Source organism: Aeromicrobium sp. UC242_57, from assembly GCF_044452305.1.
Classification (GTDB): domain Bacteria; phylum Actinomycetota; class Actinomycetes; order Propionibacteriales; family Nocardioidaceae; genus Aeromicrobium.
The window spans coordinates 185657-209179 of sequence record NZ_JBIOAM010000005.1 but is presented as its reverse complement, the minus strand read 5'-3'; the positions used below and the strand labels follow the sequence as shown (position 1 = coordinate 209179).

The following is a 23523-nucleotide window of genomic DNA, read 5'->3' as shown; positions in this document are numbered from 1 at the left end:
TCAGGGGCCAGCACTCCTCTGGTGACAGGACAGTTCTGGTGCATCGGCTAACCTGTGCGAGGCGTCTTTCCGGGTGGGGCAGACCGTTACACGAGCTTGAGGACACGTTTTCGCATGTCGACTGCAGCGCATCGTTTGGATCGTCGTGAGACGACGACGAAGTCGGATCATGGGCGTTCGATCAGGCTTGACATCGAGGGCATGCGGACGATCGCGGTGGGTTCGGTGCTGGCGGGGCATGCGGGGATCCCGTTCATGGCCGGTGGGTTTGTTGGCGTCGACGTGTTCTTCGTGCTGTCAGGGTTCTTGATCACGGGTCTGCTGGCGCGTGAGGTGTCGCGGTCGGGTCGGGTCAATCTGGCCAACTTCTGGGGCCGCCGGTTGAAGCGTCTGCTCCCGGCATCGGCGACGGTGCTGCTGTTCAGCGCACTGGTGACGTACGTGTACCTGCCGATCACGCAGCGTGAGGCGTTCGGCGGCGACATCGTGTCGGCCGCGTTGTACGTCGTGAACTGGCGCCTGGCTGACCGCGGGGTCGACTACCTGGCCGAGGACATCGGTCAGTCGCCGGTGCAGCACTACTGGTCACTGGCCGTTGAAGAGCAGTTCTACCTGATCTGGCCGATCCTGATGCTGCTGATCGGTGTGTTGGCGGTCAAGCGGTGGAAGCCCAGTGCGTTTGCGGTGCTGGGTGCGGTGACCGCCGCATCGTTCGTCTATTCGGTGCAGCAGACTGCTGACAGTCCCGCGACGGCGTACTTCGTGTCGACGACCCGGATCTGGGAGGCTGGGAATCGGTGCGCTGCTGGCGCTGGCTGCGACGCGGGTCGCGCAGATCCCGTCGGTGCTGCGAGCAGTAGGCGGCTGGGTCGGTATCGGTCTGATCGCGTACGCCGTCTTCTTCTTCGATGAGTCCACGACGTGGCCCGGGGCTCATGCCCTGGTGCCGACCGTCGGTGCGGCTCTGATGATCGCCAGCGGCTTGACGCTGACGCCCGGATCGCCGCAGCGCTTGCTGAGCATCGCGCCCATGGTGTGGATCGGTGGGTTGTCGTACTCGATCTATCTGTGGCACTGGCCGATCTTGGTCGCGGCGCAGGGTGACAACCCAGACCTGCGCATCCGGTGGGCGGTGTTGCTGATGGTCGCCTCGATCATTCCGGCATGGTTGTGCCACAAGTTCATCGAGAACCCGATCCGGTTCGGGACGGGCTTCAAGCCCACGGGTCGGGCGTTGGGTCTGGGCGCGGCGTTGACCGCACTAGGCGTGGCCGTGGGCATGGGGTTGAGCGCTTCTGCCACCATCGGGTCGGTCAAGGAAGGCACCTCGACTGGCAGCGTGGGCGCAGCGGCCTTGTTGGATCCGGCGAACAAGGACGTGGTCTGGTCCGACATCAAGAAGGTCGACTCGATTCGTCCACTGCCCGTCAACGCCCCCGACGATCGTCCGCCGTTCTACGACGACAAGCCCGAGTGCCAGGTACGCAACGGCGACTCCGAGCCGTTCGTCTGCGAGTTCGGCGACACGTCCGCCGACCGGTCGGTGCTGATCGTCGGCGACTCCAAGATGGGCCAGTGGGAGACCACCTTCTCGACGATCGGCAAGCGCGAAGGCTTCAAGCCGATCCAGATCACCAAGTCCGCCTGCCCGTTCACCGATGCGCTGATCGCTCGAGGCAACGAGGACGACTGCCGTGCCTTCGGCATCAAGGCGGTCCAGAAGATCCTCGAGCTCAAGCCTGACCTGGTCATCACCTCGCACCGTCGCAACGACGCGCTGCCCGAAGGCAAGACCGGGCGCGAGAACGTCACGCAAGACGCCATGGTCGACGGCATGGTCAAGCACTGGAAGAAGATCACGGGTGCGGGCATCCCGATGGTCGCGCTGCTCGACAACCCCGATCCGGGAGAAGATCCGGTCTACGAGTGCGTCGCGCAGAACCCGGACGACCTGACCAAGTGCGCCTTCGACAAGGCCGATGCCATCAAGCGTTCCGGTGCGCCGGCCGCGCTGGCCGCCGTCAAGCGCATGCCCGAGGTCAAGGTCATGGGCCTGACACAGACGCTCTGCCCCGACGACAAGCTGTGCGCCGCAGTCGTCGGCAACGTGCTGATCAACCGTCAGGGCAGCCATGTCACGAGGGCGTACGTCGACAGCGCAATCACTCGGCTCGAAGAGGCGTTGTTCGAGGCGACCGACGGGAAGTTCGGCAAGAAGTAGCGCGCTGTCGAACCTTGAACAACGCGAAGTCGCCGTCGTTCAGGGTTCGGCGAGCAACGTTGTGGACAACTTTGCTCGCTGGAGATGGAGTGTCTGACCCGTGGTGCAGAGTGGTTTGTGAGCCGGAATCGCAGTGATTCGGTCCCGAATTCCACTCGTTGGGGGTGTGCGTGTGTCGGCTGTTCTTGTGTCGTTTCCTGATCCGTTGTCGGGTGGGGTCACGGCGATCGAGAACGCCCTGGACACGATGCCGGTTGGTGGGTGGGCTGGTCTTGAAGCCAGTCTGGTGCGTGGCTCGCAACTCGGATGATGCGTGCTGAGGCCCGGTTGAAGGCCCACCAGCTGGCTGCGGCCAGGGTGTTGGAGGCTTCTGGTCTGGCGAAGGAGGCTGGTGCGACGTCGACTGCGGCGTTGTTGGCGGGTTCGTTTGGTGGTGACCGGCGTGAAGCTGAGTCGATGGTCCACCGCGGCAAAGCCCTGGAGACCACACCCACGACTGAGGAAGCTCTTGCGGGTGGTCAGATCGGTGCCAAGCAGGCCGGGATCATCGCCGACGCGGTCAACGACCTACCCGATGATGTGACCCCGGCGCAGAAGCAGGCCTGCGAGAAGGCACTGCTGGACGACGCACCGAAATACAACCTGAAGGACCTACGTTCACGGTCGCGTCGGATCACCGACCAGTTCAAACCCACACCCGAGGTCGACCAAGACGAAAACACGAATTTGGAGGATGAAGAGAGGAAGGCGTGGCGGCGGTCGGAGTTCTGGATGAACGCCAACGGCGACGGCACCACCTCGGGTGGGTTCAGGCTCCCTGATGCCCAAGCCGAGATGCTGGACGCGGCGATCAAGGCGATCTGCGCCCCCAAACGCGACCACCTCAGAGACCACCCCGGCGCCAAGACCAACACCCAGACTGCCGAAGGCGCCGACAAGGACACTGACACGTCGGGGCATGCGTTCTACGACCGTGAGCTCGACTGGCGCACCCGGATGGGTGTCGGCTTCGCCGAGCTCTGCTCCAGGCTTCCTGGGCACCTGCTGCCAGGTCGCAGCGGCCTCGGAGCCACCCTGATGGTCCGCCTCGACTACGACACCCTGGTACATGGTGTGAAGGCAGCGACCTTGTCGACCGGCACCCGCATCTCAGCCTCCCAAGCACGGCTCATGGCCTGCCAGCTCGGTCTGATCCCACAGGTCTTCGGCGGCAAATCGTTGCCACTGGATCATGGGCACGAACAACGGCTGTTCACCAAAGCCCAAAAGCAGGCTCTCGCGGCCCGCGACCACGGCTGCACCTTCCCCGGATGCGACCGGCCACCCGAACAATCAGAAGCCCACCACTACCGAACACCCTGGGCCAAAGGATCGACCACGAAGCTCGATGATGGGGTGCTGATCTGTCCCCACCACCACCGACTCATCCACACCGACAACTGGTCAATCAGGCTCAACGCGGCTACCGACCGCATCGAGTACCGCGCACCAGGCTCACTCATCTGGCAGACCAACCACCGATGGCGACCCTGAACCCCAACCGGAACTGGAGCTCAACCGGCAGTCAGTGCAGGCCCTCGATGTGCTCGACGGTGCGCTTGCAGTTGTCGGTGTCACGGTAGGCGAAGGCCTGAGCGGCGCGATCCTCGTAGACCTGCTCCCGGGTGCAGCCACTCTCGAGGTACTTCTCGATGTGGTCGAGAGTGCCTTCGAGGTCGTAGGCCACCGGGCCGAAGCCGTCGCGCTCGTGCACGAACCACGAGTGCTTGCCGTGCCCGGCCTGGAAGTCGTCCCGGTCGAAGTGGGTGTAGACCAACGGGGTGCCGAGGTACGCCAGGTCGAAGTGCACCGACGAGTAGTCGGTCACGAACAGGTCGCAGGCACGCATGATGTCTTGGATGTTGGCATCGGCGGCACCGATCCGGTCGATCCGGTCGCTCGCCACCGGTGCGTCGGACATCCGGTCGGCCAAGTTGTAGTGCGGCATGAACTGCAGTCGCACGTCATGCTTGTCGAGCAGGTCGCGCAGGCGGTCACTCGCCAGGAACGCCAGCATGAACTGTTCGTAGTCAGAACCCTCGAACGGACGCTCTGACTCCTTGTCGGAGCTGAACAGCTTGGGCATCAGGTACGAGCGCCAGGTCGGCATGAACAAGATCGTGCGGCTCGCAGGCGTCGGGACCAAGGCATCGAACCTGGCGAGACCGGCCTGCACGATCTGCTCGTAGTAGCCGGACCCTTCGAGAGCGGCCTTCGTCTCGGCCTCGACCCCGGTGAAGTACAAGTCGTAGCCGTTGGTCCGCCGCTTGACTGCCATCTTGTCGTTGATGCCGTGCTTCAGGTACACCCGGAATGCGCCGAAACGCCAGGCGAGCTGGCGAGCGTACTTGCCCGGATCCCACGACTTCGGCAACAGGTACTTGATCGAGTAGGCGCCGATCAAGGCACTGGCATGCATCGCGAGCATCCGGTGCCGCAGCGACGAGTGGGGGACGACCCGGCCAAGCGCCGCCATCATGTCGTACTGGTCGCTGCCCCGATCGATGACGTAGTAGGCGCGGATGTCGGGCCGCTCGCGCCGTAGGTAGGCGAACAAGTGGTAGCCGTTGTCGCGGGCCGTGTCGGAGCGCTCGCCCACGAGCCAGATCGGCTTGCGGGAGTAGAACGGTCTGGTCAGCAGGCGGGCCATCCGGACGCCGCCGAAGGGGCGCCGACGGAGGAAGGCCTTGACGTCGAGCCACGCCATCGCGGCACTCCAGCGCAACCCGTCAAGCGGAACGTCAGTCGACTGCGACAGCAGGTCGAGACGGTAGGTATCGCCGACCTGCAAGATCTGGAAACGTCGGCCGCCGGCCTTGATCGGGCGCGACGATGCGAGCTGGCCGATCGTGGCCTGGAGGCGGGTGCGCGTCGGCGCATGTCCGGGCGGACTCTGGATCTCGACGGAGAGCCTGAACCGGCCGGTCGGCAGGCTGTTGGTCGGGATCTCGGTCGTGAAGCCGATCCACGACGGCGAGGTGCGGTCGTCGGTCAAGAACGCCGTGGTCTCGGCGCGCAGCAGGACGTTGTCGTCATCGTCGATGACGATCACGACGGGCTGGTGGTCGGTCGGCGGTGTGGGGCCGTCGGTGCCACCGCGCCGGCACCGACCCACGAGCCGGATCGTGGAGCCCCCGTCGATGACGTCGAGCCCGTGCAGGCTCGTGGTGACGGCCCGGAAACGCAGCAGGTACAAGAAGTCGTCGAGCTGGCGCGCGTAGTCGGCGGCGAGCGCCGGATGACGAGCCTGCAACCAGCTGCGGTACGCGTCGACGACACGGACGTCGCGCCAGGCGGTCAGCAACGGCAGCGGGGCACCGAAGTCGGCGAGCCCGCAGGTCTCGGCGAGAGCGTGGCCATGCTTGAGCATGTGCGCGAGGCTGCCGCCGCCGATGTGGTCGGGACCGGTCAGCAGGACGAATCGGGTCGAGACGGAGTCGAATCCGTCGTGCAGCCGTTCATCGGAACCCGGCGCGGCGTCGGAGACGATGACCTGGCATCGCACACCGACATCGTCAGCCTGCGATCCGGGCCAGACCTCGCCGCCAGCAGGTGGCAGCTCGACCAGGAGGGTCGCGTCGAGGGGAGTCAGGTCGGGGGCAGCAGTCATCACACGTCCTTGTGATCGGTCAATGCGTTGCGCAGTCGGGCGAGGTCGCCGATCATGCGCGTGTCCGACCGGTCGAGCCGGTCATGCAGCGCTCGCAGGTCGCGGGCGTCGCCCCGGCGGTTGAGCACCAGGGCAGCAAGGATGATGCCCTGCACCAGCAGGACGGCCGCGAGGGCGAGGCCGAGATGGTCGGTCGCGGTGGCGACGAGGCCGACGGCGATCAGCACCCCGGCTGCGACGATCAGAGCAAGGGGTCGGTTGCCGAGGGTGCGCGCCAGGTCCTGGGCACGCTGCGGGAGGGTGCGAGGTGGGGTCATGGTGCTGGGTCCGTGCTCCGTAGTGACGAGATGGTCGTGGCGGCGGCCTCGGCCGAGAGCCGGTCGGTGCAGAACCTTCGGGCGAGCTCCTGGCGGTCGTGCAGGGTGTCGCGGTCGTTCCAGCAGTCGTCGACGATCTCGGTGACCGTCCGTTCACCGTAGTACAGCGCGGCGTCGCCGAGGATCGGACGGTAGGACTCCGGCACGACGGGGACACATCCGCGGGCCATGGCCGCGAACACCGAGTGAATCAGGGTGGTGTCGCCAGTGACTGCAGGCAGCCCGACCACGAAGTCGCACTGGTCGAACAGCTCGGCCGAGGTGACGTCGGTGGCCGCGAAGGTCAGCCAGTGCGGGTCGACGCTGCGCCGGGAGGGCTGGCGGAGCCGCACGTCGTGCGCGTCCCCACGGGGCAGGTGCGCGAGCAAGGTGGTCCGACCAATGCGCTCTGCCGCGTACGACGAGGCGTCGTCGACGCCGAGCGTCGGACGTCCGATGGCGGCGTGCCTGGCCTGACCGCCCGGCGCGACGATGTCGACGAGCTGCGGTGGATGCACGAGGCCGGTAGCCCCAGCGTCGGTCAGGGCCACGCCGAGCTCGTGGCTGGACGGGAGCCACTGCGCCCGGATCCCGAACAGGTGCAGCGTCGTGCGTTCGATCGCGGCCGGGTCGTACGAGACCGGGCGTATCGTCTGGGGCCGCGGGTGGCGGTCGGCGATGACGACGACACGATCAGGGCGGACTCGCACCACGTCGGCCGCGCGAGCTTCGGCCAGCAGGTCGGGATCGCGGACGAGCAGCAGGTCGGTCGCGACGTCAGCGGTCAACGACGTCCACTGCGCGTGCCCGGCAGCGACAGCGTCGGCGACGACGTCGGCCGGGTAGATCCGGTTGGCGGTGCTCAGACGCAATGGTTCGGCGCGTGCGACGCCGACCGTGAGGCCTGAGGCATTCAGCGCTGCAAGCTGGTCGACGAGGCCGGTCAGCGCGACGGATCCGTCGCGAGTGTCGGACAGCACGATGACGTCGAAGCGTGCCGGCCCGGCCACGCCCTCGAGCCTCGGGGGAGCCGGAAAGGCGCGCACGGCGCCCGGACCCAGGTGGGGGTCGGCGGTGCCGAGCGCGATCCGGCGGTGCCACTGCCGGTAGGCCGAGCGGTACGAGACTCGGGTGTGTCGGTGCCAGCCGATGCGAAAGTCGTCACGCGACAGCGAGTCGTCGGTCAGCTGGTACAGCGCGAGCGGCTCGTCGAGGGTGCGGATCGCCGGGCGACCGAAGGCCGCGATCAAGCGTTCGACGAACTCGCCGTCGGCTGCCTTGCGCACCGGGTCGAACTGGCCGAGTCGTTGCAGCACCTCGTTGCGGCGGAAGAGCAAGGACGGCAGATGACGACCCAGCGGTGCGGTGCCGACCGTGGTGATCCGCAGGTCTCGGTGCAGGTAGACGGCCTTCGACAGGGTCGCCATGAGTGAGGGGTCTGCCTCCAGCGCCGCCATCTGACGTTCGATGCGCTCGGGGTGCGACCAGTCGTCGGCGTCCTGGACGCCGATGAAGTCGCCCCGTGCATGGGCGATGCCGGCATTGCGTGCGACGTACGCACCACCGTTGACGGGTTTGCGCAGCACCTCGACACGGTCGTCGAGCGCGGCGACCCGGTCGAAGATCTCACGGTGCTCGGTCGGGCTGGCGTCGTCGACCACGATGATCTGCAGGTTCGCCCAAGTCTGCTGGAGGACCGATCTGACTGAGAGGAGCAGGTCGTCGCCGCCGGTCGCGTAGACGGGGACGACGATCGTCACGAGCGGTCCGTGCACCGAACCGGCACGGGCACCGTGGGAGGCCGTGGTCAGACGGGCGAATGGATCGTCGGTCTCGTCGATCCGGACTGGGTCGAGTCCACATGTCGTGAACGGTTCGTCGAACACCTCGTACCACGCTGCCAGCCCCTCGGGGGTGGGCGATGCGAACGGGTTCGCGAGATCGGCGCGCACGGCCCACCGCACCCAGGGATCGGCACCGATCGAGCTGATGAGCTTGTCGTCGGGCGCCGTGACCTGTCCGGCCGTCAGAGCGACCTGGAGGGCGACGTCGGGATGTGGCGCGGTGGCGCGATCGCGTCTGGCCAGGCGACGCCCCAGCGCGAACAGGACCGCGGCCCGCTGGGCTGCGGCTGGGTCGCGCGAACGGCCGATCGTCCAGTAGGCGAGCGCCGAGACACCTGCAGCGGTGAGCGGCGCGAGCTCGCGGCGGGACAGCCTGCCCGCGGTGTGCCGGTCGGCGATCGCCACGACCTCGTCGGCCGACAGCTGGCCGGACGACGCCATCTGCGCCAACGTCTCCTCGACCCCGACGTAGTCGTGGCGCAGCGACGTCTTCGCCACCGCGAAGGGAGACGTCACGGCAGCGTTCGCGAGGTCAGAGGCCGTCATGCGTCACGAGATCTCGATGACGACCGGGGCGTGGTCGCTGGCGCCCTTGCCCTTGCGCTCCTCGCGGTCGATCCAGGCCGAGTCGACCCGCGCGGCAAGCGCCTGCGAGGCCAGGATGAAGTCGATCCGCAGTCCGCGCTTCTTGGGAAAGGCCAGCTGCTGGTAGTCCCAGAACGTGTACACACCGGGGCCCGGAGCGTGCGGGCGCACGACATCGGCGTAGCCGGCGTCGACGACGCCCTGGAAGGCGTCACGCTCGGCCTGCGAGACATGAGTCTTGCCTGCGAACACCGCCATGTCCCACACGTCGTCGTCCTGTGGTGCGACGTTCCAGTCACCCGTCAGGGCGATCTGGGCGTCGGGGTTCTCCTCGAGCCAGCCGCCGGCGACCTGGCGCAGACGCTCCAGCCAGGCGAGCTTGTAGGTGTAGTGGGCATGATCGAGCTCGCGGCCGTTCGGCACGTAGAAGCTCCAGACCCGGACACCGCCGCAGGTCGCGCCGATCGCCCGCGGCTCCAGCACCTCGGGGTCACCGAACAGTGGCTGGTCGTCGGCGAAGGACGTTGCGACGTCGTCGAGGCCGACCCGTGAGATCAGGGCGACCCCGTTCCACTGGTTGAGGCCGAAGTGGGCGACCTCGTAGCCCATCGCGGAGAAGCTCGAGGCCGGGGAACTGGTCCTCCCGGCACTTGGTCTCCTGGATCGCCAGGACGTCGACGTCATTGCGTTCGAGCCAGCCCGTCACCCGGTCGATTCGAGTTCGGATGGAGTTGACGTTCCAGGTCGCAATACGCACCCGACGAATCTACCGCGTCGAGCCCCATCTCCCGATTCGTGGGACACATGGGTCCAGTGGGGCGCAGGATAGAGTCCGTCGTCGTGGGAAGGGACGTTGTGCGCAGGATCGTGATCGCCGTCTGCACGCTGGTGCTGGCCACCGGAGCGCTCGCCGCACCGGCCACGGCTGGCGAGGCGCCGATCAGCCTGCCCGCGTCGCCGACGGGGCTCGTGGCACCCGTGCTGCTGCCGGACGGGCTCGACCCCAAGTCGCCGTACCTGCCGCAGTCGTCGTGCAACCCGGTCGACATGGCGGGCACCGTCAAGCTGCGCGACCATGTGCTGGCGACGTACGGCCAGGGCGGACGGGGCAACATCTCGCGTGGTTGCACCGAAGGAGTCTCCGAGCACTCCGAGGGACGGGCCTGGGACTGGATGATCGACCCTGACGATCCTGCCCAGACAGCGGCTGCCGCAGACTTCCTGTCGTGGGTGACCCGCGACGACGGCCGCAACGCCCGTCGGCTCGGGATCATGTACGTCATCTACAACAAGAAGATCTGGTCGATCTATCGCTCGGGCGAAGGCTGGCGTCGCAGCTCGGGCCACCAGGACCACATCCACGTGTCGCTGAGCTGGAACGGTGCCCGCGGCAACGTGTCGTTCTGGACCGGCAAGGTCGGCTCCATCGACTACGGCCCGTGCGTGCGGTTCAAGGGGACGTATGCCGCGCTGAGCAGCGCCGTGCGTTCCGGCTCGTGCGCCGCGTCGTCGAAGCTGCTGGCCAAGACCAAGGTCGGCAACCGCCAGTACGGTCGCACCGGCAGCACGGTCAAGAAGGCGCAACGCCTCCTGGGCGTCAAGGCCACCGGGCGGTTCGACAGCATGACGTGGAGTGCCGTCAAGCGTTTCCAACGGGCGCACGACGTCCCGGTCACCGGCGTGCTGGACCAGCCGACGTGGGTTGCGTTGAGCCCGTCGAGCGTCACCTACCGCGCCGTGAAGGGCTACTCGCGGGCCCGTGCCATCAGATATGGCCTCAAGAACTACTCCCGCACGACGTTGCGGAAGGGACGCGCAGACCGCGCGGTCGTCTTCCTGCAGACCGCGCTCGGTCTGCCGCGAGTCGACCGCAACGGATACTTCGGGTCCGTCACGGTGAACGCGGTCAAGGCGCGTCAGGCCCAGCTGGGTCTGAAAGCTGATGGAGTCGTGCAGGGCGAGGAGTGGAAGGCCATGGCCGACGCGCTCAAGTAGGCGGGCCGTTTCGTCCGACTGGTGTCATGATGTCGACATGAGTGACCAGGATTCGGCTGCGCACAATCCGCCCCACGAGGACGACCACCTCGACCGGCGGATCGCCCAGAAGCCCGAGGTGACCCCTCAGCACTGGGTGCGCCGGATCGTGCTGGCGATCGTGATCGTGGGCGTCGCCTACATCGCGTACCTGATGTCGGCGGCGTTCTTTCCCCGCTGGTGGGCGCAGCGCGTCGCCGATCAGGTCAACGGCGGCGTCACTCGCGGGACGATGTGGGGGCTGTTCTACGGCTTCGTCTTCACCGCGATCCCGCTGCTGCTGCTGTTCCAGGTGCGCCGCAAGTTCTTCAGCTGGACCTGGCGCGGCGTCGTCGCCCTCGTCGCGATCGTCCTGGCAGCGCCCAACTGGCTGACCTTGTCGGTCGTGGCCGGCAACAGCAACGCCGCCCATGCGGGCGAGCGGATCTTCGACGTGGATGCGCCAGGCTTCCGGGCCGCGACCCTGATCGGTGTCATCACCGGTGCCGTGGTGGTCGTGATCTTCACGGGCCTGAGCATGCGCCTGCGGCGTCGCAAGGCCGAGGTGGAGCGGTTGCGGGGTGAACGCGACGAGCTGCGTCGGTCGCGCGACGACACCGACGAATCAGTCTGAGGGGACGACTGACACCACGGGGCTGAAGTGCTCGATGACCGGGAACGGATCGTAGAAGTGGTGCAGCAGCTGCCGCCACTGCTGGTACGGCGCTGATCCTCGGAAGCCTTCGGTGTGGTGCTCGAGGGTGTCCCACTCGACGAGCAGCAGGTAGGTGGCGGGGTTCTCGATGCCGCGAGAGACCTGGAGTCGCTGGAACCCTGGCATCGACGCGATGATCGCCGACGCCTCCTGCATCGCCGCTTCGAACTCGTCCTCGCGGCCGGGGACGACGTTCAAGATGCCCTGCTCGACGATCATCCCCCGATCCTAGGCGGTGGATTCACAGGTTCCGCACATGTGAGCGCCAGCGGAGGCACGGTCCACGCCGTGACGATGACGACGTGTCTTTCTCCCACAGAGCCCAGCACCTGGCCATCCGGCTCCGGCCACGATCTCGGCGTCAAGGCGTCGTCGCCGCAGTCGTCATCGCACTCGTGATCGGAGGTGTCGGCTACTGGTTCACCGGCCGTTCCGACAGCGCCGAGGCCCAGGCGACCGTCTCGACCGCCACCGTCGGGACGTTTCAGAGCTCGGTGACCGGCACCGGCACCCTCGCCTCGGCCAAGCAGGCCGACCTCGACTTCACGGTGTCCGGTCGGGTCACGGGAGTCGAGGTCGAAGCAGGCGACGTGGTCAAGAAGGGCGACGTCCTCGCGACCCTCGACACGGTGTCGCTGAAGGCGGCACTGGCATCGGCGAGGGCCCAGCAGGATGCTGCCGAGACGACGGTCGCCGATGACGGCAGCGAGTCGAGCGTCCAGCAGGCCTCCAACGAGGCGAGCCTGGCGAGCGCGCAGGCCGATGTGGCCCAGGCCGAGGACGACCTGGCCGCCGCCGAGCTGGTCGCGCCGTTCTCCGGCACGGTTGCCAGCGTGACGGTCGAGGTCGGTGACCAGGCAGGCAGCTCGAGCTCGTCCGGCGGGCAAGGTGCCGCCGCGGCCGGGGGCTCCACCACGTCGAGCACCGCGTCCACCACGTCAACTGCTGCGATCACGGTGATCCAGCCGACCAAGTTCGTCGTCGACGTCGACATCGCCGCGGCCGACATCGCGAACGTCAAGAAAGGTCTGCAGGCCGAGATCACGCCCAGCGGTGCGACCGAGGCGATCTTCGGGACGGTCAAGGACGTCGGACGGGTCGCCGAGACCGGCACCTCGGGCGCAGCGACGTTCCCGGTCACGATCGGCGTCACCGGCAGCCAGAAGGACCTGTACGTCGGGACGAGCGCGGAGGTTGCGATCATCGTCAAGCAGGTCGAGGACGTCCTCACGGTGCCGACGCAGGCGTTGACCACGACCGACGGCAAGACCTACGTCACCCTCGTCAACGGGTCCACGACCAAGAAGGTGGCCGTGACGGTCGGTGAGACGTACGGCATGTCGACCGAGATCACGAAGGGAGTCGTCGAAGGCGACCAGGTGCAGGTCGCCGCGATCGGGCGGGCGCGAACCACCGGATCGGGCTCGGGCGGCGGCCAGGGCCTCCCCTCGGGCGGATTCCCCGGCGGCGGCATGCCACCCGGAGGCGCGGGCGGAACCGGCGGATTCCCCGGAGGTGCGCCCCGATGACCGCGATCCTCGACCTCGCAGACGTCTGGAAGTCCTATGACACGGGTGCCGTGCGGGTCGATGCGCTGCGCGGTGTCGACGCCACGATCGACGAGGGCGAGTACGTCGCCGTGGTGGGTCCTTCGGGCTCGGGCAAGTCGACGCTCATGAACATCCTCGGCTGCCTCGACGTGCCGACCAGCGGTTCGTACCACCTGGCCGGCCAGGACGTGTCGACCATGACCGAGTCCGAGCTGGCCGAGGTGCGCAACCGGCGGATCGGTTTCGTGTTCCAGCAGTTCAACCTGCTCGCGAGCATGTCGGCATGGCGCAACGTCGAGCTGCCGTTGGTGTACGCCGGAGTGCCCCGCCACGAGCGACGTGAGCGCGCCGTCGCCGCGCTCGAACGGGTGGGCCTGGGTGACCGGGCCGATCACAGGCCGGGCGAGCTCGGGCGGACAGCAGCAGCGGGTCGCGGTGGCTCGCGCGCTCGTGACCGAGCCGGCCCTCATCTTGGCGGACGAGCCGACCGGCAACCTCGACTCGGACTCGACCACGGACGTCCTGGGGCTGTTCGACGAGCTGTCGGCACTGGGACGCACGATCGTGCTCATCACCCACGAGCTCGACGTCGCGGCGCGAGCCGGACGTCAGCTGACGGTGCGCGACGGCGAGATCGTGACGGCGGTGACGGTCGCATGAACTGGCCAGAGACATTTCGGACGGGCGCCGAGGCCGTCCGGGCCCACCGGCTGCGATCGATCCTGACGATGCTCGGCATCATCATCGGCGTCTCGTCGGTGATCCTCACCGTCGGGCTCGGCCAAGGCGCGCAGGACGAGGTCAAGTCGCAGATCGACTCGCTGGGCAGCAACCTGCTGGTCGTGTCGCCGGGCAGCACGACGTCGTCGTCCGGCGTGCGCGGCGGCTTCGGATCGGCGTCGACGCTGACCCTGGCCGATGCCCAGGCGATCGGCGACGAGACCGTCGTCCCGGACGTCGAACGGGTCGCTCCGGTGACCTCGTCATCGGTCTCGCTGGTCAACGGGACGACCAACTGGACGTCGACGCTCGTCGGCACGACCGTCGACTGGCTCGACGTGCGTTCGCGCGAGCTGTCGTCCGGACGGTTCTTCACCGCGGCCGAGGTGGAGACGAGCGCGCCGGTCGTGGTGCTCGGTTCCGACACCGCCGGTGCGCTGTTCACCGGAGCCGCAGTGGGCCAGACCGTCACGGTCAGCGGGACATCGCTCACGGTGATCGGGGTGCTGTCGGCATCGGGCTCGACCTCGACCGGGTCGAGCGAGGACGACACCGCGGTGGCACCGATCGGCACCGTCACCGACCTCACCGGCGCGGCAGGCACGTCGGTGTCGTCGATCTACGTCGAAGGTGCCTCGAAGGACACGCTCGGCGCGGCCTACCAGGAGATCAACGCCCTGCTGCTGAACGTGCACGGGGTGGAAGCCTCTGACGCCGACTTCACGATCACGAGCCAAGAAGCCCTGATCGAGACCGCCAACTCCACGAACCGCACCTTGACGGTGCTGCTCGGCGGCGTCGCGGCGATCTCCCTGCTGGTCGGAGGCATCGGCGTCATGAACATCATGCTCGTCTCGGTCACCGAGCGGATCCGCGAGATCGGGCTGCGCAAGGCGCTCGGCGCTACGCCGGCGTCGATCCGGCGCCAGTTTCTCGTGGAGGCCTCGATGCTGGGCTTCGCCGGCGGGCTGATCGGCGTCGTCCTCAGCCTGGTCGGCGCCTCGGTCCTGCCTCCGCTGATCGACCAACCGGTCTCGATCTCGCTGCTCGCGACTCTCGCGGCGTTGCTCACCTCACTCGCGCTCGGCATCGGCTTCGGGGTCTATCCCGCGAGTCGCGCCGCGCGTCTCACCCCCATCCAGGCTCTCCGCAGCCCATGACCATCCCCGCACACAGAATCCAGGAGTCACCCATGAAGCGTGCACTTGTCACGTCCACCCTGTTCCTCGCCGTCGGTCTCACCCTTGCTGCCTGCGGCGGCTCGGACGGCCAGGCCGCCGCCTCGGCGGAGGGACAGCAGCAGAACGGCCAGGCCCAAGGCCAGGGCACCCCGGGGTCAGGGCCGCGGGCCCGGCGGATCCGGCCAGGTCACGGAGGTGTCGGGCTCGACCGCCCAGGTGCAGGGACAGAGCTCGCAGGTCGCGGTCACCTGGACCGACGGCACGACATTCACCCGCCAGGTCGACGGCGAGGCCAAGGACGTCAAGGTCGGCTCGTGCGTCATGGTCTCGTCGGCCGACCAGACCAGCACCGACACGTCGAAGGTGACGGCCGCGACCGTCCGAGTCACCGAGGCAGTCGACGGCTCCTGCACGTCGGGCATGGGCGGGGGACCCGGTGGCGGAGGGCAACCGCCGAGTGGCGGCGAGGCGCCGAGCGGTGAACGTCCGACCGACCTGCCCACCGACATGCCGACTGACGCGCCGGGCGGTGCAGAGGGGGGCCGGGGCCAGCGTGGCGGCTTCGCGGTCGGGGAGGTGACTGCCGTGAGCGACACCGGCTTCACTGTCTCGTCCGAGCTGCCCGGGGGCACCGAGGATGCTGCGACGGCCATCACCGTCGTGACGTCGTCAGCGACGACCTACACGACGACCGAGTCGGCTGCGGCATCTGACGTCAAGGTGGGGGTCTGCGTCACGAGCAGGGGTGAGGCCGACGACACCGGTGCGATCACCGCGACGACGATCGCGGTGTCGGCAGCGGTCGACGGCGAGTGCGCCACAGGATTCGGCGGCGGACGTCCAGGGGCCGGGGCATGAGACGTCGTCCCTTCATGGTGGCCGTGGCCGCCGGCGCGGTGCTGGTGGCCGGCTGCGGAGTCGCCTACGCGCAGACGCAGGGGGCGTCGGGGTCGTACCGGACGGCCGCGGTGGCGCTCGGGGACGTCGACGAGACCGTTGCGTTGGCGGGCACCATCACGGCGTCGGCACGGCGCGACCTGTCGTTCGGTGTCAGCGGCACCGTAGCCACGGTCGACGTGGCCGCCGGTGACGTCGTTCGGTCGGGCGCGACGCTCGCGACCCTCGACGCGACCGCCCTGCGGGCCGACGTCACCCAGGCTCGCGCCGCCCTCGCCAAGGCCAAGGCCCAGCTGGAGTCCGACCAGACGAGCCAGGCCGCGACGGTCACGGCAGCGACGTCGAGCAGCGAGCCGGCAACGACTGCCAAGAAGCCTTCCGCGTCCAGTGGCACGTCGAAGGACTCGTCGTCTGACGCCCCGTCGAAGGGCGCCACGACCTCTCCCGCGCTGACCAAGGCCTTGGCGAGGTTGAAGGATCAGCAAGCAGTGGTGACGACGGCGCAGACGGCAGCCACCGAGGCCATCGCGGCAGCGAAGAGCGCGCTGGCGGCGCAGGTCGAGGCCTGCACCGATGCCGCCGAGGTCACCGATCCTGAGCCCGCGGACGATGAAGAGCCAGCACCGGTCGACGGCACGAGCCTGTCGACCGAGTGCACCGACGCCCTGGCCTCGGCCCAGGACGCGCAGGACGTCGTCGCTGCCAAGCAGGACGTGCTTCAGAGCGCTCTTGAGAAGCTGACCGCCACGCTGACCGATGCGGTCAAGACGGTCGGAGCCTCCGACACCTCGACGGGTGACGAGCAGCAGTCGTCCGACACCCCGGCCGCGGCTCCGGAGACGACCTCGCCGACTACGGGCTCGTCCGGTGGAGCCTCGGAGGACAGCGGTGCAGGTGGAGGCGCAGGTACAGGTGGAGGTGGAGGGGCGACCGTGACGGCCGCGACGCTCGCGAAGGACCAGGCGGCGATCGACACCGCACGTGCCCAGCTGGCTGAGGCCCGACAGCAGCGAGCGGCAGCCGACCTGACGGCGCCCTTCGCCGGCGAGATCCTCTCGGTGACCGTGACTCCGGGAGACACGGTCGGGGCATCTGACGCCGTGATCGTCATGGTCGGCGACGGCAGCACCACCGCCACCACGACCGTGACCCTCGACCAGGTCTCCGACATCGCGAAGGGGCAGAAGGCGCAGGTGACGCCAGCTGGTGCGAGCGCCCCGGTCACCGGGACGGTGACCGAGATCGGGCTGCTGCCCGACACAGGGTCGGAGACGTCGACGTTCCCGGTCACGATCGACCTCGACGGCGACGTCGCGGCCCCCGAGGGCTCCACGGCTGCGATCTCGCTCGTGGTCGGGACGGCGTCGAACGTCCTGACCGTGCCGTCGTCAGCCGTGACCACGACCGGCCGCACGATGGTCACGGTCCTGCAGGACGGCACCCCCACGATGACTCCAGTGACCGTCGGTGTCGTCGGCCAGCGCAGGACCGAGATCACCGACGGGCTCGACGAGGGGCAGGTCGTCGTCCTGGCTTCGCTCGATGCCTCCCTGCCGAGCGGGGACGGCTCCACGACCCGGCTCCCGGGTTCCGGTTCCGGATTCGGTGGTGGCGGTGGAGTGCCGGGCGGCGCAAGGATGCAGGGTGGGGGTCGAGGCTGAACGAGACGTCCGATCTCTCTGACAGGCAGTCTCGATCAGCGTAGGCTGGGAGATCGGGACAACGGGGGTGAGGCGTGGAGCAGGAATCGGCTGTGGAGCACTTCTTGTCCCGTCGTACCGTCGAGGGTCTGGTCGACCTGACGCGTGACCTGGCCACGACCACCGACCTGCAGGTCATCCTCGACTCGATCTGTCAGGCCATCGTCGACGTCGCCCAGTTCGAGGCCGTCGCGATCAACTTGGTCGGCGAGTCAGGCCAGTTCCAGGTCGTCGCCGTGGCCGGGCCGCCCAGCGTGCAGGAGCTGTTGGGCAATCTCAGCTCGGCCGAGGAGTGGGACGTCGAGATCGCCGCCTCGCAGCCGCACTACGGCCTGCTGCTGACGACCGGCTCCGACCAGACCCAGACCGCCGTGGAATGGGTCAACGAGGACGACAGCTGGTTCGAGCCGCACCGCGAGGATCCGCGCGCCTGGACCAAGCTCCACATGCTGTTCAGCGTGCTGTCCGACGCCGCCGGCGACAAGATCGGCGCGGTCAGCGTCGACATGCCGAAGTCTGGTCTGGTGCCCGACGCCGCGCAGTGCGCGACGCTCGAGATCCTGGTCCGCCAGGCCGAGACGGCGCTCGTCGCCTCCCGGATGCTGGCGCGTTCAGAGCTCAACGAGCAGGTCTACCGCCTGGCCTTCGACTCCGCGCCCACCTTGACGGCGATCGCGCGTTCCTCCGGACAGTTCGTCGACGTCAACCGGGCGTTCAGCGATGTCTTCGGCAGATCGCCGATGCGGCCGCGTTCGACCAGGCGATCGATGTCATCGAGGGCGAAAGGGGCCTGCAGGAGTCGTTGACCCAGGTCTTCGACGGAGCTGCAGGTGTGGCGACCTTCGTGGCCGTGCTCGATCACCCGTCCGGGTCCCGGTGGTTCCACGTCACGGCCCGAGGCATCGCGCACACGACGATCACCCCGGAGCGGGCCGTCTGCACGATCGTCGACATCACGGACGAGCGGCGCGAGCAGCAGCGGCATCGCCACGACGCCGAGCACGATCCGTTGACCGGGCTGCTCAACCGCCGCGGCGCCCGAGCCGTCATGGACCGGGTCACCGACACCGCGGAGGGCGGCCTGCTGGTGCTCGTCATGGCAGGTGATCTCGACGGGTTCAAGACGGCGAACGACCGGTTCGGCCACCAGGTCGGAGACCAGGTGCTGACCGAGACCGCGGCCCGGCTTCGCCAGGTCATGCCGCCCGACGCTTCGGTCATCCGGCTGGGCGGTGACGAGTTCCTGATGCTCGCCCGATGCGCTGAGCAGAGCGATGCGGAGCGTCTGGCAGATGCCGTCGTGGCCGACATGCAGCGGCCGTTCCAGATCGGCGACCGGCGCATAGCAGTGTCGATGAGCCTGGGACTGATCACCGCCGAGGCCAGCGGGATCGAGAGCATCGGCACGCTGGTGGACGCTGCCGACAGGGCGCTGTACGAGGCGAAGTCGGCGGGCCGCGCGTGCTGGGTGTCGGCCGGTCAGTGAACGAGCTGCTCGTGGGGGACCCACCGATCTGCACCGAAACTTGCTGGATTTCCAGGACGGGTGAGGGTTCGCGGTCGTAGCATCGTCGACGGAACCCGACCGTCTGGAGAACAAGATGCGCAAGCTCGTCGTCGCCATGCTGACCGTCCTGCTGGTGGGCAGCGGCATCTCCGCCGCCCAGGCCAAGTCGAAGTACTCGGTCACGTTGGCGGTCAGCGCGACGAAGATCGAGCTGGGCGCGTCGGTCAAGCTGACCGGAAAGGTCTCGCCGAAGGCCAAGGGATCTTCGGTCAAGATCCAGCGCCAGTACGTGGGCGGGGCGTGGAAGACGATCGCGACCCGGAAGCTTACGAAGGCCGGCACCTACGCTGTGTCGATCAAGCCGACGGCCGGCGGTCCGACGAAGTTCCGGGTGCTGAAGTCGAAGTCGTCCAAGCGCAACGCAGGAGTCAGCACCGTGCGCAGCCTGGACGTCTGGCGGTGGGTCGACCTCGTGACGACACCGACCGACTTCGTGATCGGCGACGGCGTCAACAGTGCGACCGGTTCGATCAACGGCACGAGCTTCGGGCACAGCCTCGAGGTGGACTCGCCGGGAGCCTTCCTCGGCTGGGACCTGACGAACCGCCGCTGTGACGCGTTCCGCACCTATGCCGGGCTCATGACGAGCTCGATCTCCAACGGTGGCGACCTCAACATCGCGCTGTTCTCCAACTCGAGCTACTTCACGGTCGACGGTGAGAAGATCGCCACCCGCAACGGCTTTCAGGCCGCTGACGATCCGACGTACATCTGGCGCTCGCTGGTCGGCGAGACCAAGAAGCACCTCGGCATCTCGTTCAGCGGCATCGGCTCTCTGGCCCGCGGCATCGTCGCCGAGCCGGCGGTGCACTGCAACAGCTGAGAGTCACAACTTGACCTGGAGTGCGCTCCAGGGGTCATGCTGATTCCATGACCGTGACGGATGTGCCCCCGGAGGGGCTGACGATCAGCGCTGCCGCCGAGCGGAGTGGTCTGAGCGTCGACACCCTGCGCTACTACGAGAAGGAAGGGCTGACGCTGCACCGTCCCGGACGGTCGGCGTCGGGCCAACGTCGGTACACCGAGCAGAACCTGAGGTGGCTCCGAACGCTCGTGATGCTTCGCCGGACGGGCATGCCGATCCGCGAGATCAAGCAGTTCGTCGCGCTCTACCGGATCGAGGGAACCGAGGGCGAGCGCCTGGAGATCCTCCAGGCGCACCGGATCAACGTCCTCGCGCAGCTCGACGAGGTGCAGCGCCATCTGGCGGCCATCGACAGCAAGATCGACTTTTACGCAGCCCACGCTGCAGGCAGGCAGGAACAGAACACATGAAGACCACGACATGGGGCAGCCAAGGTCTCGAGGCCAGCATCGAAGGACTCGGTGCGATGGGGATGTCGGCGTTCTACGGCGACCGTGACGACACCGAGTCGGCCGCCACGCTGCACCGCGCCCTCGACCTCGGCGTCACGATGATCGACACCGCCGAGATCTACGGGCCCTTCCTCAACGAGCAGCTCATCGGCCGCACGATCGGGAGCCGGCGCGACGAGTTCGCGGTGGCTACGAAGTTCGCCCGCAACGTGAGCGACGACGGCGTGATCGGGCAGCCCGACGGCAGCGCCGCGTACGCCCGCAAGGCCCTGGAGCGTTCGTTGCGCAACCTCGGCATGGATCACGTCGACCTGTACTACCTGCACCGGGTCGACCCGCAGGTCCCGATCGAGGAGACGGTCGGCGCGATGGCCGAGTTCGTCACCGAGGGCAAGGTCAAGTACCTCGGTCTGTCGGAGGCGGCGGCCGACACGATCCGTCGTGCTCATGCGGTGCACCCCATCACCGCGGTGCAGACCGAGTACTCGTTGTTCGAGCGCGCGCCCGAGGTCAACGGGGTGCTCGACACGACCCGTGAGCTGGGCATCGAGTTCGTCGCCTACTCGCCCTTGGGTCGTGGTGTCCTGACCGGCGCGATCGTCTCGACCGACGACCTCGACGAGGGTGACTTCCGGCGGTCGAGCCCCCGGTTCTCCGCCGACAACATGGCGCAGAACCTCACGGTCGTCGACCGGGTGCGCGCGCTTGCCGAAGGACGCGGCGTGACCCCGGGTCAGCTCGCACTCGCGTGGGTCCTGGCACAGGAGCGGGTCGTGGCGATTCCGGGCACGAAGCGCCGGACCTACCTGGAGGAGAACGTGGCAGCCGCCGACATCGAGCTCAGCGCCGCTGATCTCGCGGCTCTGGATGCCGCCGCACCGGTCGGCATCGCAGCAGGAGAGCGCTACGGCGCAGACGGGATGCGCCAGGTCCACCTGTGAGCTGAGGGCCTCAGCCTTTCGCGTAGCGCAGCACCCAGTCGATCAGGGGCGTCGTCTCGCGCCAGTCGGCGCGCACCTGGTCGACGAGGTCGGCGGAGTGGATGACCGGCTCGAAGCCGTAGGACTTCCCCAGCGTCATCGACTTGTGTCGCAGCAAGCTCGATGCGCGGATGGTCGATGTCGTAGCCGCGGGGAGCCGTCTTGAGCCGGTTGCCGCCGACCTCCCAGCCGGCGGCAGCCAGGACGCTCAAGATCTCTTCGAGCTCACCGCCGCGGCGCTTGTCGACGATGGCTTCGCGCACGCTCGCGAGCCGTGCCGGCGAGGCTTCGTAGAACCCGGCGCCGACTCGGACGCCCGCCGCGCCGAGCTGCAGGTAGTAGCCGCACGACGGCCCCTTGGCGATGAAGACGCCTTGATGCGTCTTGTAGGGCGTCTTGTCCTTGGCGAACCTGACGTCGCGGTAGGGCCGGAAGATCTTGGCCTCGCCGAACTCGTCGGCGAGCTCGGCGGTCAGGGCCTTCATCGGCGCGGCCACGGCCGAGGCATAGACGTCCTTGTGGGCCTCCCAGAACGTCTTGGTGTTGTCCATCTCGAGATCGTCGTAGAAGTCGAGTGCCGCCTCGGAGAAGCCGTTGAAGTCGCCCACCCGTCGACCCTAGCCCCTGCTCCAGGGCGCGGTCAGGGGAGCAGGAGCACCTTGCCGGTGGCCCGGCGCTCGTCGAGGGTCAACAGTGCCTGTGCGGTCTCCTCGAGCGGGAAGGCGGGGCCGACCACCGGTTGCAAGGTGCCGCTCTCGAGGTGGGGGACCAGAGCCGCCCACTCGGTGGCGATATGACCCGGACGCTTGAGCACGTACGCACCCCAGCCGACTCCGACGACCGAGATGTTGTTGAGCAGCAGGCGGTTGACCTTGACCTCGGGGATGGCGCCGGCCGTGAAGCCGATGACGAGCAGTCGGCCGTCGTCCTTCAGAGATCGCAGGGAATCGGTGAACCGGTCGCCGCCGACGGGATCGACCACGATGTCGACGCCGCCGCTGGCCTTGACCTGGTCCTTGAACCCGTCGGCCAGGACGAACTCGTCCGCCCCTGCCTCGAGGGCGACTGCGCCCTTCTCGGGGGTCGAGGTCACGGCGATGACTCGCCCGGCTCCGAAAGCCTTGGCGACCTGGATCGACGCGGTCCCGATGCCACCGGCGGCACCGTGGACGAGCACCGACTCGCCGTCCTGCAGGTGGCCACGTTCGACCAGTGCGAAGTAGGCGGTCCCGTAGTTGAAGATGATCGACGCGCCCTGCTCGAACGACACGTTGTCCGGCAGTGCGAACGTCGTGTCGACGGGAGCGAGCGCCTCTTCGGCGAACCCGCCCAGCATGCACAGGGCAGCGACGCGGTCGCCGGGCGAGAAGCCGGAGCCCTCGGGTGCGCTGATGACCTCGCCGGCGATCTCGGCACCCGGCGTGAAGGGGAGATCGGGCTTCATCTGGTAGAGCCCCCGCGACTGCAGGACCTCCGGGAAGGCGACGCCCGATGCGCGTACGCGGATCAGGACCTGGTCGGGTCCGGGCTCCGGGGTCGGGATTTCGACGACCTGGACTGCCGAAGGCCCGTCCAGCGTGGTGATCTGCACAGCTCTCATGCGCCGACGATAGCGCAGAACTAAGCAGTTGCTTAGGTGGACGGCGGCGCGAGGCGGCACTGCCTGCGATGTCGGATCCACCGCTTCGACGAGACGACCCACTACAGTGGCGCCGTACCGTTCCTGGCGTCGAAGGAGTATCCATGAGCTCGATCGTGATCGTCGGAGTCGACGGCAGCCCGACAGCTGAGGCCGCCGCGAGTCGTGCGGGTGTGCTGGCCCAGGCCTTGGGCGCAGAGCTGCAGCTGGCGTGTGCCTTCGAGAAGCTCGAGATCGAACGGATCGACGTCGGCACCGAGGAGTTCTTCTTCTCCTCGGTCGAAGATGCCAAGACCACGGCTGAGACGGTCGCCCGTTCGCTGAAGGCGGAGCTTCCCCGACCTCAGGATCGTGGTCAAGGCGGTGCAGGGCAAACCTGCCGCCGCGCTCGTCGAGCTCGCCGAGGAGACGGGGGCTGATGTGATCGTCGTCGGCAACAAGCGCGTGCAGGGCATGTCGCGCGTGCTGGGCAGCATCGCGGCCGACGTCACGCGCCGAGCCCCGTGCGATGTCTACATCGCGCACACCCACGATCGGCGTCGGGCCTGATATTTGGCCGACCGCTGCGCCGATAGGGGCAGCAGCAGGG

General features: G+C 67.9%; 24 protein-coding genes and 1 pseudogene. 17 read left to right on the top strand and 8 right to left on the bottom strand.

What is annotated here, in order from left to right; translation table 11 throughout:
* The first annotated feature begins 201 nt into the window (after positions 1 to 201).
* From ACHMWU_RS22745 to ACHMWU_RS22735, 3 genes are all read left to right on the top strand, one after another.
* Positions 202 to 912, top strand: a complete 711-nt coding sequence (locus ACHMWU_RS22745) for an acyltransferase family protein (RefSeq protein WP_396047423.1) — start codon at positions 202 to 204, stop codon at positions 910 to 912.
* On the top strand, positions 845 to 2221 hold the full coding sequence (locus ACHMWU_RS22740) for an acyltransferase family protein (RefSeq protein ID WP_396047421.1): 1377 nt from the start codon (positions 845 to 847) through the stop codon (positions 2219 to 2221). Before ACHMWU_RS22745 ends, ACHMWU_RS22740 begins: the two co-directional genes overlap by 68 nt.
* A gap of 306 nt (positions 2222 to 2527) precedes the next feature.
* Positions 2528 to 3754, top strand: a complete 1227-nt coding sequence (locus tag ACHMWU_RS22735) for a DUF222 domain-containing protein (RefSeq protein WP_396047419.1) — start codon at positions 2528 to 2530, stop codon at positions 3752 to 3754.
* 31 nt (positions 3755 to 3785) lie between these two features.
* Here the strand turns inward: ACHMWU_RS22735 and ACHMWU_RS22730 are convergent, their stop codons facing one another.
* The 5 genes from ACHMWU_RS22730 to ACHMWU_RS22710 all read right to left on the bottom strand — a co-directional run bounded on the left by ACHMWU_RS22730 (position 3786) and on the right by ACHMWU_RS22710 (position 9412).
* Entirely contained in the window at positions 3786 to 5870 is a 2085-nt protein-coding gene (locus tag ACHMWU_RS22730; protein ID WP_396047417.1) for a CDP-glycerol glycerophosphotransferase family protein, read from the bottom strand.
* On the bottom strand, positions 5870 to 6097 hold the full coding sequence (locus ACHMWU_RS22725; protein WP_396047415.1) for a hypothetical protein: 228 nt from the start codon (positions 6095 to 6097) through the stop codon (positions 5870 to 5872). The genes ACHMWU_RS22730 and ACHMWU_RS22725 overlap by 1 nt, the downstream gene beginning before the upstream one ends.
* An 86-nt stretch (positions 6098 to 6183) precedes the next feature.
* On the bottom strand, positions 6184 to 8616 hold the full coding sequence (locus ACHMWU_RS22720) for a glycosyltransferase (RefSeq protein ID WP_396047413.1): 2433 nt from the start codon (positions 8614 to 8616) through the stop codon (positions 6184 to 6186).
* 3 nt (positions 8617 to 8619) lie between these two features.
* Entirely contained in the window at positions 8620 to 9264 is a 645-nt protein-coding gene (locus ACHMWU_RS22715; protein WP_396047411.1) for an exodeoxyribonuclease III, read from the bottom strand.
* Positions 9146 to 9412, bottom strand: coding sequence for an endonuclease/exonuclease/phosphatase family protein (locus ACHMWU_RS22710; protein WP_396047409.1), 267 nt, complete (start codon positions 9410 to 9412; stop codon positions 9146 to 9148). The genes ACHMWU_RS22715 and ACHMWU_RS22710 overlap by 119 nt, the downstream gene beginning before the upstream one ends.
* Before the next feature lie 110 nt (positions 9413 to 9522).
* On the opposite strand from ACHMWU_RS22710, the gene ACHMWU_RS22705 reads away from it, so the two are divergent.
* Positions 9523 to 10650 carry a peptidoglycan-binding protein gene (locus ACHMWU_RS22705; RefSeq protein WP_396047406.1) on the top strand — a complete coding sequence of 376 codons (1128 nt, stop codon included), beginning with the start codon at positions 9523 to 9525 and terminating at the stop codon, positions 10648 to 10650.
* Between the two features lie 37 nt (positions 10651 to 10687).
* Positions 10688 to 11302: a hypothetical protein gene (locus tag ACHMWU_RS22700; protein WP_396047404.1), complete on the top strand. Its 615-nt coding sequence runs from the start codon at positions 10688 to 10690 to the stop codon at positions 11300 to 11302.
* On the opposite strand, the gene ACHMWU_RS22695 is transcribed toward ACHMWU_RS22700, so the two are convergent.
* Entirely contained in the window at positions 11294 to 11602 is a 309-nt protein-coding gene (locus ACHMWU_RS22695; protein ID WP_396047402.1) for an antibiotic biosynthesis monooxygenase family protein, read from the bottom strand. The genes ACHMWU_RS22700 and ACHMWU_RS22695 overlap by 9 nt on opposite strands.
* Positions 11603 to 11685: 83 nt before the next feature.
* On the opposite strand from ACHMWU_RS22695, the gene ACHMWU_RS22690 reads away from it, so the two are divergent.
* From ACHMWU_RS22690 to ACHMWU_RS22645, 10 genes and pseudogenes are all read left to right on the top strand, one after another.
* A complete protein-coding gene (locus tag ACHMWU_RS22690) occupies positions 11686 to 12912 on the top strand; it encodes an efflux RND transporter periplasmic adaptor subunit (RefSeq protein WP_396047400.1) in 1227 nt (408 codons plus the stop codon).
* Positions 12909 to 13593 (top strand): annotated as a pseudogene (locus ACHMWU_RS22685) (ABC transporter ATP-binding protein). Before ACHMWU_RS22690 ends, ACHMWU_RS22685 begins: the two are co-directional and overlap by 4 nt.
* Positions 13590 to 14813 (top strand): ABC transporter permease, encoded by a 1224-nt coding sequence (locus ACHMWU_RS22680; RefSeq protein WP_396047398.1) that lies wholly within the window; start codon positions 13590 to 13592, stop codon positions 14811 to 14813. The pseudogene ACHMWU_RS22685 and the gene ACHMWU_RS22680 overlap by 4 nt, the downstream one beginning before the upstream one ends.
* A 216-nt stretch (positions 14814 to 15029) precedes the next feature.
* Complete coding sequence (locus tag ACHMWU_RS22675) at positions 15030 to 15692, top strand: hypothetical protein (RefSeq protein WP_396047396.1); 663 nt, start codon at positions 15030 to 15032, stop codon at positions 15690 to 15692.
* Positions 15689 to 17392 carry an HlyD family efflux transporter periplasmic adaptor subunit gene (locus ACHMWU_RS22670; RefSeq protein ID WP_396047394.1) on the top strand — a complete coding sequence of 568 codons (1704 nt, stop codon included), beginning with the start codon at positions 15689 to 15691 and terminating at the stop codon, positions 17390 to 17392. Before ACHMWU_RS22675 ends, ACHMWU_RS22670 begins: the two co-directional genes overlap by 4 nt.
* Positions 17393 to 17484: 92 nt before the next feature.
* Positions 17485 to 18237 (top strand): hypothetical protein, encoded by a 753-nt coding sequence (locus ACHMWU_RS22665; RefSeq protein WP_396047392.1) that lies wholly within the window; start codon positions 17485 to 17487, stop codon positions 18235 to 18237.
* Positions 18234 to 18917, top strand: coding sequence for a GGDEF domain-containing protein (locus tag ACHMWU_RS22660; protein WP_396047390.1), 684 nt, complete (start codon positions 18234 to 18236; stop codon positions 18915 to 18917). Before ACHMWU_RS22665 ends, ACHMWU_RS22660 begins: the two co-directional genes overlap by 4 nt.
* A 115-nt stretch (positions 18918 to 19032) precedes the next feature.
* Positions 19033 to 19821, top strand: a complete 789-nt coding sequence (locus ACHMWU_RS22655; protein ID WP_396047388.1) for a hypothetical protein — start codon at positions 19033 to 19035, stop codon at positions 19819 to 19821.
* A 47-nt stretch (positions 19822 to 19868) separates the two neighbouring features.
* On the top strand, positions 19869 to 20273 hold the full coding sequence (locus tag ACHMWU_RS22650; RefSeq protein ID WP_396047386.1) for a MerR family transcriptional regulator: 405 nt from the start codon (positions 19869 to 19871) through the stop codon (positions 20271 to 20273).
* Entirely contained in the window at positions 20270 to 21256 is a 987-nt protein-coding gene (locus ACHMWU_RS22645) for an aldo/keto reductase (RefSeq protein ID WP_396047384.1), read from the top strand. The genes ACHMWU_RS22650 and ACHMWU_RS22645 overlap by 4 nt, the downstream gene beginning before the upstream one ends.
* Here ACHMWU_RS22645 and ACHMWU_RS22640 read toward each other — a convergent pair.
* Both ACHMWU_RS22640 and ACHMWU_RS22635 read right to left on the bottom strand, forming a co-directional pair.
* Positions 21220 to 21903, bottom strand: coding sequence for a DUF2461 domain-containing protein (locus ACHMWU_RS22640; protein ID WP_396047382.1), 684 nt, complete (start codon positions 21901 to 21903; stop codon positions 21220 to 21222). The genes ACHMWU_RS22645 and ACHMWU_RS22640 overlap by 37 nt on opposite strands.
* A gap of 32 nt (positions 21904 to 21935) precedes the next feature.
* On the bottom strand, positions 21936 to 22895 hold the full coding sequence (locus ACHMWU_RS22635) for an NADPH:quinone oxidoreductase family protein (protein WP_396047380.1): 960 nt from the start codon (positions 22893 to 22895) through the stop codon (positions 21936 to 21938).
* Positions 22896 to 23038: 143 nt separating this feature from the next.
* On the opposite strand from ACHMWU_RS22635, the gene ACHMWU_RS22630 reads away from it, so the two are divergent.
* Together ACHMWU_RS22630 and ACHMWU_RS22625 are read left to right on the top strand one after the other, a co-directional pair.
* Positions 23039 to 23353: a universal stress protein gene (locus ACHMWU_RS22630; RefSeq protein ID WP_396047377.1), complete on the top strand. Its 315-nt coding sequence runs from the start codon at positions 23039 to 23041 to the stop codon at positions 23351 to 23353.
* Positions 23286 to 23483, top strand: coding sequence for a universal stress protein (locus tag ACHMWU_RS22625; protein ID WP_396047375.1), 198 nt, complete (start codon positions 23286 to 23288; stop codon positions 23481 to 23483). Before ACHMWU_RS22630 ends, ACHMWU_RS22625 begins: the two co-directional genes overlap by 68 nt.
* Positions 23484 to 23523 lie beyond the last annotated feature (40 nt).

Excerpts from the sequence above, each read along its gene's own strand:
- ACHMWU_RS22745 (WP_396047423.1), top strand. The coding sequence starts at position 202 with ATGCGGACGATCGCGGTGGGTTCGGTGCTGGCGGGGCATGCGGGGATC.
- ACHMWU_RS22735 (WP_396047419.1), top strand. The coding sequence starts at position 2,528 with ATGATGCGTGCTGAGGCCCGGTTGAAGGCCCACCAGCTGGCTGCGGCC.
- ACHMWU_RS22730 (WP_396047417.1), bottom strand. The coding sequence starts at position 5,870 with ATGACTGCTGCCCCCGACCTGACTCCCCTCGACGCGACCCTCCTGGTC.
- ACHMWU_RS22720 (WP_396047413.1), bottom strand. The coding sequence starts at position 8,616 with ATGACGGCCTCTGACCTCGCGAACGCTGCCGTGACGTCTCCCTTCGCG.
- ACHMWU_RS22715 (WP_396047411.1), bottom strand. The coding sequence starts at position 9,264 with ATGGGCTACGAGGTCGCCCACTTCGGCCTCAACCAGTGGAACGGGGTC.
- ACHMWU_RS22700 (WP_396047404.1), top strand. The coding sequence starts at position 10,688 with ATGAGTGACCAGGATTCGGCTGCGCACAATCCGCCCCACGAGGACGAC.
- ACHMWU_RS22695 (WP_396047402.1), bottom strand. The coding sequence starts at position 11,602 with ATGATCGTCGAGCAGGGCATCTTGAACGTCGTCCCCGGCCGCGAGGAC.
- ACHMWU_RS22680 (WP_396047398.1), top strand. The coding sequence starts at position 13,590 with ATGAACTGGCCAGAGACATTTCGGACGGGCGCCGAGGCCGTCCGGGCC.
- ACHMWU_RS22670 (WP_396047394.1), top strand. The coding sequence starts at position 15,689 with ATGAGACGTCGTCCCTTCATGGTGGCCGTGGCCGCCGGCGCGGTGCTG.
- ACHMWU_RS22655 (WP_396047388.1), top strand. The coding sequence starts at position 19,033 with ATGCGCAAGCTCGTCGTCGCCATGCTGACCGTCCTGCTGGTGGGCAGC.
- ACHMWU_RS22650 (WP_396047386.1), top strand. The coding sequence starts at position 19,869 with ATGACCGTGACGGATGTGCCCCCGGAGGGGCTGACGATCAGCGCTGCC.
- ACHMWU_RS22645 (WP_396047384.1), top strand. The coding sequence starts at position 20,270 with ATGAAGACCACGACATGGGGCAGCCAAGGTCTCGAGGCCAGCATCGAA.
- ACHMWU_RS22635 (WP_396047380.1), bottom strand. The coding sequence starts at position 22,895 with ATGAGAGCTGTGCAGATCACCACGCTGGACGGGCCTTCGGCAGTCCAG.
- ACHMWU_RS22630 (WP_396047377.1), top strand. The coding sequence starts at position 23,039 with ATGAGCTCGATCGTGATCGTCGGAGTCGACGGCAGCCCGACAGCTGAG.